This is a genomic window from Streptomyces sp. NPDC002306, from assembly GCF_053593435.1.
Genome location: NZ_JBSFCK010000151.1, coordinates 1 through 1143, shown reverse-complemented (window position 1 = coordinate 1143; position 1143 = coordinate 1). Strand labels below are relative to the sequence as shown.

General features: G+C 67.3%; 1 protein-coding gene. It reads left to right on the top strand.

Going from position 1 to position 1143, the window contains the following annotated elements; genetic code table 11:
* Nucleotides 1–145: 145 nt before the first annotated feature.
* On the top strand, nucleotides 146–1143 hold a 998-nt coding region (locus ACWCQK_RS42545), incomplete at its 3' end, for a transposase (RefSeq protein WP_451164638.1).

The window sequence follows — 1143 nt, the reverse complement described above, 5'->3', positions numbered from 1 at the left end:
CTCAGCTTGATCTTTAACCAGTGACTGTCGAACGAGTCTCGTACACGTTCACCTGGCTGGATAATCACCGCATGTCAGAGCGGCCTTCGCCTGATCCTGTGTTCCGGATCAAGAAACACACGAGACCAGCACGAAGGCCGCGGATATGAGTGTGGAACAACAAGACGCCAAACGGGACGCGTTCGCGTGGGCGTCACACTTCCGGGACATCTTCTATGCGTGCCTGACGGCACGAAGCGACGTGCTCTTCGAGCTCACGGATGCACTGCTGTGCGTGGACGGTCCGGTGACCTCGCCGGTCGATCTGACGCTGACCGCCGAGCACCGGCGCGGGCACGGCGCCATGTATGACGCTCTGAACTGCGGAGACGTGAACGTGGGGCGGCTGCGCCGGCTGCTGGCCGCCCTACCGCAGCCTCGGGCTGCCGACGGACGCCTGGTCCTTGCGGTCGATGTGAGCCACTGGCTCCGCCCGGACGCACCGTGCAGCGCAGAGCGCCTGTTCTGTCACGTCTACGGCCGCAACGGCCGCGCCTCCGACCAGCTCGTTCCGGGCTGGCCGTACTCCTTCGTCGCCGCCCTCGAGTCGGGCCGCACCTCCTGGTGCCAGCTCCTCGACGCCGTCCGGCTCGGACCCGCCGACGACGCGGCCGAGGTCACCGCCAGCCAACTACGCAATGTGGTCCTGGAGTTGATCCATCAGGAGCGGTGGCGTCCGGGTGATCCGGACATCCTCATCGTCTGTGATGCCGGCTACGACGCCCCACGCCTGGCCTACCTCCTCGATGACCTGCCTGTCGAGGTACTCGGGCGGCTGCGCTCGGACCGTGTGATGCGCCGCCCCGCCACCCGCACCACCGCGCTGCCGCAAGGCGGCCGGATCCCCAAGCACGGCCCGGAGTTCCGCCTGACCAAGCCGGAAACCTGGGGTGATCCCGACACGGACACGGTGCAGGCCACCGAGCACTACGGGCTGGCCCGCGCCATGGGCTGGGACCGTGTCCATCCACGCCTGTGGCACCGCTCGGCCTGGATCGATCACAACGGTGAACTCCCCGTCATCGAGGGCACGTTGATCCGACTCGAAGTCGACCGTCTGCCCGGCGACGCCACCCCGTTGCCGGTGTGGCTGTGGTCCTCCAG